The sequence below is a fragment of the Sphingopyxis sp. NFH-91 genome (genome assembly GCF_021401285.1).
Lineage (GTDB): Bacteria > Pseudomonadota > Alphaproteobacteria > Sphingomonadales > Sphingomonadaceae > Sphingopyxis > Sphingopyxis terrae_A.
The window spans coordinates 1-6,295 of the sequence record NZ_JACBGA010000022.1; the positions used below are offsets into that span (position 1 = coordinate 1).

At 62.4% G+C, this 6,295-nt stretch carries 6 protein-coding genes, 1 pseudogene and 1 other annotated feature; of the genes and pseudogenes, 5 read left to right on the forward strand and 2 right to left on the reverse strand.

Annotated features, from left to right (window positions below):
• Positions 1-124: 124 nt before the first annotated feature.
• The 4 genes from arsH (at position 125) to L0963_RS19340 (ending at position 3,925) form a co-directional block, all read left to right on the forward strand.
• Positions 125-880 (forward strand): arsenical resistance protein ArsH, encoded by a 756-nt coding sequence (arsH, locus tag L0963_RS19325; protein ID WP_234181397.1) that lies wholly within the window; start codon positions 125-127, stop codon positions 878-880.
• A 141-nt stretch (positions 881-1,021) separates the two neighbouring features.
• Positions 1,022-1,681, forward strand: a complete 660-nt coding sequence (locus L0963_RS19330; RefSeq protein ID WP_234181399.1) for a cytochrome b/b6 domain-containing protein — start codon at positions 1,022-1,024, stop codon at positions 1,679-1,681.
• 9 nt (positions 1,682-1,690) lie between these two features.
• Positions 1,691-2,185 (forward strand): helix-turn-helix transcriptional regulator, encoded by a 495-nt coding sequence (locus L0963_RS19335; RefSeq protein WP_234181401.1) that lies wholly within the window; start codon positions 1,691-1,693, stop codon positions 2,183-2,185.
• Between the two features lie 127 nt (positions 2,186-2,312).
• Positions 2,313-2,368, forward strand: a sequence feature (sul1 is cis-regulatory element that is thought to sense ions involved in sulfur or methionine metabolism; They are found in Alphaproteobacteria).
• 60 nt (positions 2,369-2,428) lie between these two features.
• Positions 2,429-3,925 carry a SulP family inorganic anion transporter gene (locus L0963_RS19340; RefSeq protein ID WP_234181403.1) on the forward strand — a complete coding sequence of 499 codons (1,497 nt, stop codon included), beginning with the start codon at positions 2,429-2,431 and terminating at the stop codon, positions 3,923-3,925.
• Positions 3,926-4,027: 102 nt separating this feature from the next.
• Here L0963_RS19340 and L0963_RS19345 read toward each other — a convergent pair whose 3' ends face one another.
• Both L0963_RS19345 and L0963_RS19900 read right to left on the reverse strand, forming a co-directional pair.
• Entirely contained in the window at positions 4,028-4,339 is a 312-nt protein-coding gene (locus tag L0963_RS19345; RefSeq protein ID WP_234181405.1) for a hypothetical protein, read from the reverse strand.
• 147 nt (positions 4,340-4,486) lie between these two features.
• Positions 4,487-4,720, reverse strand: a complete 234-nt coding sequence (locus L0963_RS19900) for a DUF6538 domain-containing protein (protein WP_442800569.1) — start codon at positions 4,718-4,720, stop codon at positions 4,487-4,489.
• A gap of 627 nt (positions 4,721-5,347) precedes the next feature.
• Between L0963_RS19900 and L0963_RS19350 the strand changes: the two are divergent.
• Positions 5,348-6,180, forward strand: a pseudogene (locus L0963_RS19350) (IS3 family transposase); the annotation flags it as partial.
• Positions 6,181-6,295 lie beyond the last annotated feature (115 nt).

The following is a 6,295-nucleotide window of genomic DNA, read 5'->3' on the forward strand; positions in this document are numbered from 1 at the left end:
ACCATGAAATAGCCGCTCATTGACCGTCATACCCATCAAGCTGGGATCGTGCTGCTCATCCATAAATGCAGGGTGGCACAGCCGAGCCCCAACGCCAACGTTTTATGGGTTCACGGCCTAGCTCATGTCAGACCAAAACTTCGCGCGCCTGCGCGCACTCGTCGACCCCGACCACTTTCCGGCGCTCAGCCCCCAATATCTGCGCGCACAACCGGCGCTCGGTCTCGGCCCGCTCGATCCCGCGCCGCGCATTTTGCTGCTCTACGGCAGCTTGCGGGAACGCTCCTACTCCCGTCTCGTCGTCGAAGAGAGCGCGCGGCTGCTCCAGCTGTTCGGCTGCGAAACGCGGATCTTCGATCCCTCCGACCTTCCGCTTCCTGACCAGATCGCAGATGATGATCATCCGGCGGTCGAGGAGCTTCGCCAGCATTCGCTCTGGTCCGATGGCCAGGTCTGGTGCAGCCCCGAACGCCATGGTCAGATCACCGGGATCATGAAGGCGCAGATCGATCACCTGCCGCTCGCCTATAAGGGACTTCGCCCGACGCAGGGCCGCACGCTCGCGGTGATGCAGGTCTCGGCGGGATCGCAATCGTTCAACAGCGTCAACACGCTGCGCATCCTTGGCCGCTGGATGCGGATGATCACCATTCCCAACCAGTCGAGCGTCGCGAAGGCCTATCAGGAGTTTGATGAGGCGGGCCGGATGCTGCCATCGAGCTATTATGACCGGATTGTCGACGTCGCCGAGGAGCTGGTGCGCTTCACCGTGCTCACGCGCGGCCATGCCGACCAGCTCGTCGACCGCTACTCGGAGCGGAAGGACCGGAACGAACCCGTCGTCACGCCAGCAGAGCTCGCGGGAATTCCGGGCACATAATGTTCGCAAAGCGCGCCCGGAAACTTACGCAACGGTGCTCCTGGCGTAAGCAGATGCTTAAATCCGCGAGCATAAGCATCTGACGGATGGCCCGGCGGCGTCAGCCATGATCGGATCCTTCGAGCAACGAAGGAAAAGAGCATGCCACACGCGCAACAATTCGAACCCGAAGAATTTGCCCCAGCCCCCGCTCGCTCGCGTCGCAGCTGGGATCCCGTCGTGAAAATCACCCATTGGTCGATTGTCACCGCAATCATCGCCAATGCGCTGGTTACCGAAGAAGGATCGGGGGCGCACATCTGGGTGGGCTATGCGCTGGCCGCGGTCTTCGCGCTGCGCCTGCTGTGGGGTTTGATAGGTCCGGCCGAAGCTCGCTTTTCGGCTTTCCCGCCGAGCTTGCGCCGGGCTGTGGGGCATCTGCGCGATATAAGGGTCGGCCGAAAGGAGATCCATCGCTCGCACAATCCGCTTGGCGCGTTGATGGTCTACGCCATCTGGTGCGTGCTCGGCCTTATCATTGCCAGCGGAATAGCGATGGCAGGCCCACCTTCGGGCGCGCTCCCCGGCTCTGCGGATCAGGCGGGCGAGGTCAGCCGCCATTTGGTCGCCGAACAGGACGACGATGAGGAGGAAGACGAGGTGAAAGGCGCGGAGGGTAGCGAAAGCATGTGGGAAGAAGTGCATGAGACCAGCGTCAACCTGCTCTATATTCTGATTGCCCTGCATATCGCCGGAACAGTCTTCGAGACGCGCCGCAGCGGCCGGGAAATCCTGTTGGCCATGTTGCCCGGACGCGCGTAGACCGTGACCATGCGGGAAAGACGAAAAGCGCTGGAACGCCGGGCAGTCGCCATCACCTTCCTTGTGGCGCTGCAGACGCTCGCGACGATCTTCTTCGTCGCCGACGTCGCAGGCGACATCGCCGCGGATGGATGGAGCATGCACCTGTTCGTTGAATCCTGCGCAACCGCCGCCCTGCTGGCTGGCGTGGTCTTCGGCACGCTGCAGCTGCGCTGGCTGGTCGTTCGCGCAAGGCTTGACGAAGCTGCGGTCGCAACCGCGCGCGGCGCGATGTCAGATCTCGTCCGGCAGCGGTTCCTCGACTGGCAGTTGACCGGTGCCGAGGCCGATGTCGCGCTCTTCGCACTCAAGGGCTTCGATGCCGCAGAGATCGCATGCCTCCGCAGCGCGGCGTCGGGGACGATCCGGGCGCAGCTTGCGAGCATCTATGCAAAGGCCGGTGTCCATTCGCAGGTCGGCCTGCTGGCCACGATGGTCGAAGATCTGGTCGAAGCCCCCAATTAGCGCCGGTCCAGCACTCGGCAGGGACTGGCCGGCTGGAGAGGGTCGGCTTTTATGATGCGAAGCACGAAAGCGAACAAAGCGATCGCTTGCAAAGGAGCCCGGCATCGGGATAGAGGGCCGCCATTCGCAAGGACCCGGTGCAACTCCGGGTGGCTATTCCGGCCGCCGATCCGCCGGACAACATCGCACATGCAAATATGAGCGCGTCCGCCCGGGCGCCATGTGTCTTGATGTGAGCTTTTCATGTTCAACGGATTTACCGCTTACCGCCAGCAATGGTTCGCCGGCGCATCGACCGCACGCGCCGACATCCTTGCCGGCATTGTCGTCGCACTCGCACTGATCCCCGAGGCGATCGGCTTTTCGATCATCGCCGGGGTCGATCCGCGCGTCGGCCTTTATGCATCGATCGCGATCGCGATCGTCATCTCCTTTACCGGAGGGCGGCCGGGCATGATCTCGGCGGCGACCGCTGCCGTGGCCGTCCTCGTCATCCCGCTCGTCAAAGAACATGGCGTCGAATATCTCTTTGCAGCAACGATCCTGATGGGCATCATCCAGATTATCGCCGGATTGCTGAGGCTCGACCTCGTCATGCAGTTCGTGTCGCGCTCGGTCATCACGGGCTTCGTCAACGCGCTCGCAATCCTCATCTTCATGGCACAACTGCCGCAGCTCATTGATGTGACGTGGCAGGCCTATGCGATGGTGGCGGGCGGGCTTGCTATCATCTACCTGCTCCCACTGCTGACGAAGGCCGTTCCCTCGCCGCTCGTCGCCATCCTGATCCTGTCGGCAATCAGCATCGGGTTCGGCCTGCCGGTGAACACGGTCGGCGACATGGGCAAGCTTCCGGAAGGTCTTCCGAACATCGTCCTGCCCGATGTACCGCTGACTTTGGAAACGCTACGGATCATCCTGCCCTATTCGCTGACGATGGCCGCAGTCGGCCTGCTCGAATCGCTGCTGACGGCGCAGATCGTCGATGACATGACGCACAGCGACAGCGCCAAGCGCCGCGAATGTGCCGGACAAGGCACCGCCAACATCGCCGCCGCCTTCGTCGGCGGGATGGGCGGCTGCGCAATGATTGGTCAGTCCGTCATCAACGTGACCTCGGGCGGGCGGACCCGCCTTTCGACCTTCACCGCCGGCGCGACGCTCCTGATGTTGCTCGCCTCGCTCGGCCCTTATGTCGGCCGCATGCCGATGCCCGCGCTGGTCGCGGTGATGATCATGGTGTCGATCGGCACCTTCAGCTGGAACTCGATCGCGAACCTGCGCCGCCATCCGCCGACCTCGTCGATCGTGATGGTGACCACGGTGGTTGTGGTCGTGGCGACACACGACCTGTCCCTGGGCGTGCTCGCTGGCGTGCTGCTATCGGGGATATTCTTTGCCGCAAAAGTGCAGCGGATGTTCGACGTTCGGCGCGAGGCCAGTGATGACGCGAGCCGCACTACCTATTTCGTGACTGGTCAGATCTTCTTCGCCTCGGTCGACCGCTTCACACGGAGCTTCCAGACTGATGAGGCCGCACCCGACATCCTCATCGATGTGTCGGCCGCACATTTCTGGGACATCTCGGGTGTCGGCGCGCTCGACAAGATCATCGCGCGCCTGCGCCGCGAAGGCCGCACGGTGGAGGTCGTCGGTTACAATCGCGCCAGCGCCGACATCGTCGACAAGTTCGCGCTGCACGATAAAACGGGGTTCGAACTCGGTGCCGTACCTCATTGAAGAGCGGCCGGTCGGGAAGAGCCGCTTCCACGACGAGCCCTTATTGAAGCGGACATACGCTGTCGCGATGCAGCAACCATTACCTATCACAACACGTCCCGGTTAGCATTGCTTGTGCGCCGTAAGCGCGACCGTCCGTGCACGCCTGGAGACAGCTGCGACCAGGACAGCGACCGGCTTCGCGACCAGGACCGGAGCGATATGGAAAGCGATCGGGATCGCCTGCGCGACAATGACTGAACCGGCGACCGGAACCGCGACTGGCTGAACGCGTCGGAGGCCATCGACGACGAGCTTGCGCGCTTCAGCCTGCTGACAGGCGCCGAGCGCGCGCAGCTCCGTGACGAGATGCGCGCAAGAACCCTCGAGGAGCGAGCGCGCATTCGCGCCCGTCATCGACAGACGATCGGGCACCGCGCGCGCGATGGGTATCGCTGCGCCGCTTGGCGTCGGCGGTGGCGCTGGGACCGGCGATGGAAGCCGCTCGGGCTGCATGAGGCATTCGCGGCAAGCCTTTCGGCAGGACTTCCGCTCAAATTCAACATTTGCGATCGCCGGCTTTCATTTTCCATCGCGTGGATCGGCGGTACCAAGGCTCACTTTGTAGAGTTGGCCGCAAGCGAAGGCGCTTTGCAACGGCGGCGGAATGCTGCGGCGGAGGCAAAAGATGCCGCTGCGCGGATCGCGCCAGAGTCCTTTCGGCTCCGTGATTGTTCGTTCTTTGTCTACGGGTCTGGTGTACCCACCGAGCCACCCACGAACATAAAACCGAGACTTCCGCGCCCTTCCGGCGATTTGGTGACCCCTACGGGAGGGGACTAAATCCGCGCAACACGCGCTCTTTCAATACCTTAGCATGCCACCAGTATGGCCCTTTGTGCCACCTCTGTATCAAGTTTGAAATGGACCTGCAATGATGCTCTAGCGCCGAATTATGGTCATCTAGCAAGCGGCGTTTTGGGCAAGCAGATAGCCCATGCTCCCCATCAGCGGCGCGTGGATCGGTCTCAACACGCTAGGGGGCCGGGTTTCACCGCCGGTTCCATTGGTTACTGGCGGCTCACCTACCTTGTGCGGCGCCTCAGGGCCGGACCAAACCCCTGTCACCAGCCAGATCTCGTAGTAGTGCAACCATTCAAAGGCCCAGGGCAGAAGCTGCTGGGCGACCTGCTGCCCGAGGAGCATAGTCTCGTCTGGTGGATAGTATAGACAGAGTTCCGCGCCACGCGGATCGTCCCATGCGCCGTAGAGATGGGGCACCGGAAACCCGGCGGAGGTCGGCCTGACTGCGCCGTCCAGCACACGCACCGATGCTGCGCGCCATGGATAGGATAGCTTCGAATCAGCGCATCTTGGTCTGCCTTGGAAAAACTGGTCCAATTCTAGAGAGAGCCCGTTGTGGCGAAAGAGTTGGAGAAAGTTATGGGACGTCAACGTTTTACGCCGGAACAGATCATCGTGAAGCTGCGTGAGGCTGATGTGCTTGTGGGGCGAGGATCGACGGCGGTCGAGGCTTGCCGTCAGATCGGTATATCCGAACAGACGCTGTATCGGTGGCGCAAGGAATATGGCGGCCTGAAGGTTGATCAGGCGCGGCGGATGAAGGATTTGGAGCGCGAGAATGCGCGGTTGAAGCGGCTTGTTGCCGACCTCGCGCTGGACAAGGCGATCCTGCAAGAGGCGTCGAAGCTGACTTTTTGAGCCCCTCCCGTCGCCGCGAGGCGATCGAGCAGGTCAGTCGTGCGTTGCCGGCATCGGAGCGACGGGCCTGTCGCGTGCTCGGCCAGCACCGCTCGACACAGCGACATCCTCCGAGAGATGATGCCGACGAGGGACGCCTGACGGCCGACATCATCGCGCTGGCGAAGGATTATGGCCGTTACGGCTATCGCCGTATCCATGCGCTGCTCGGGCATGCCGGCTGGCAGGTCAGCCTGTCGGTGGTCGAGCGCATCTGGCGGCGGGAGGGTTTAAAGGTGCCGAAGAGACAACCGAAGCGCCGCCGGCTCTGGCTTGGCGACGGGTCGTGCATCCGGTTGCGCCCGCTGCACCGCGGGCATGTGTGGTCCTACGACTTTGTCGAGGATCAGACGCACAACGGCCGGAAGTTCCGGATGCTCAACATCATCGACGAGCACAGCCGGGAATGCCTGGCGATGGTGCCGCTGCGGCGGTTCCGGTCGAACGACGTCATCGACGTCCTCGCCGATCTGTTCATCGAGCATGGGCCACCCGAGCATATCAGGTCCGACAACGTCCTATGTTGGGAAGCAGCGGCGGGAACAGGCCAGCAGATCTCGTTGCGCCGAATGTGATCGGCGCTGATGATTTTATGATCCAGATGGCTTCCATCGTCAAGGAAGGCGCTCT

What these genes read in the sequence shown, in the direction of transcription:
- arsH (WP_234181397.1), top strand. Translation starts at nt 125, where the DNA reads ATGTCAGACCAAAACTTCGCGCGCCTGCGCGCACTCGTCGACCCCGAC.
- L0963_RS19330 (WP_234181399.1), top strand. Translation starts at nt 1,022, where the DNA reads ATGCCACACGCGCAACAATTCGAACCCGAAGAATTTGCCCCAGCCCCC.
- L0963_RS19335 (WP_234181401.1), top strand. Translation starts at nt 1,691, where the DNA reads ATGCGGGAAAGACGAAAAGCGCTGGAACGCCGGGCAGTCGCCATCACC.
- L0963_RS19340 (WP_234181403.1), top strand. Translation starts at nt 2,429, where the DNA reads ATGTTCAACGGATTTACCGCTTACCGCCAGCAATGGTTCGCCGGCGCA.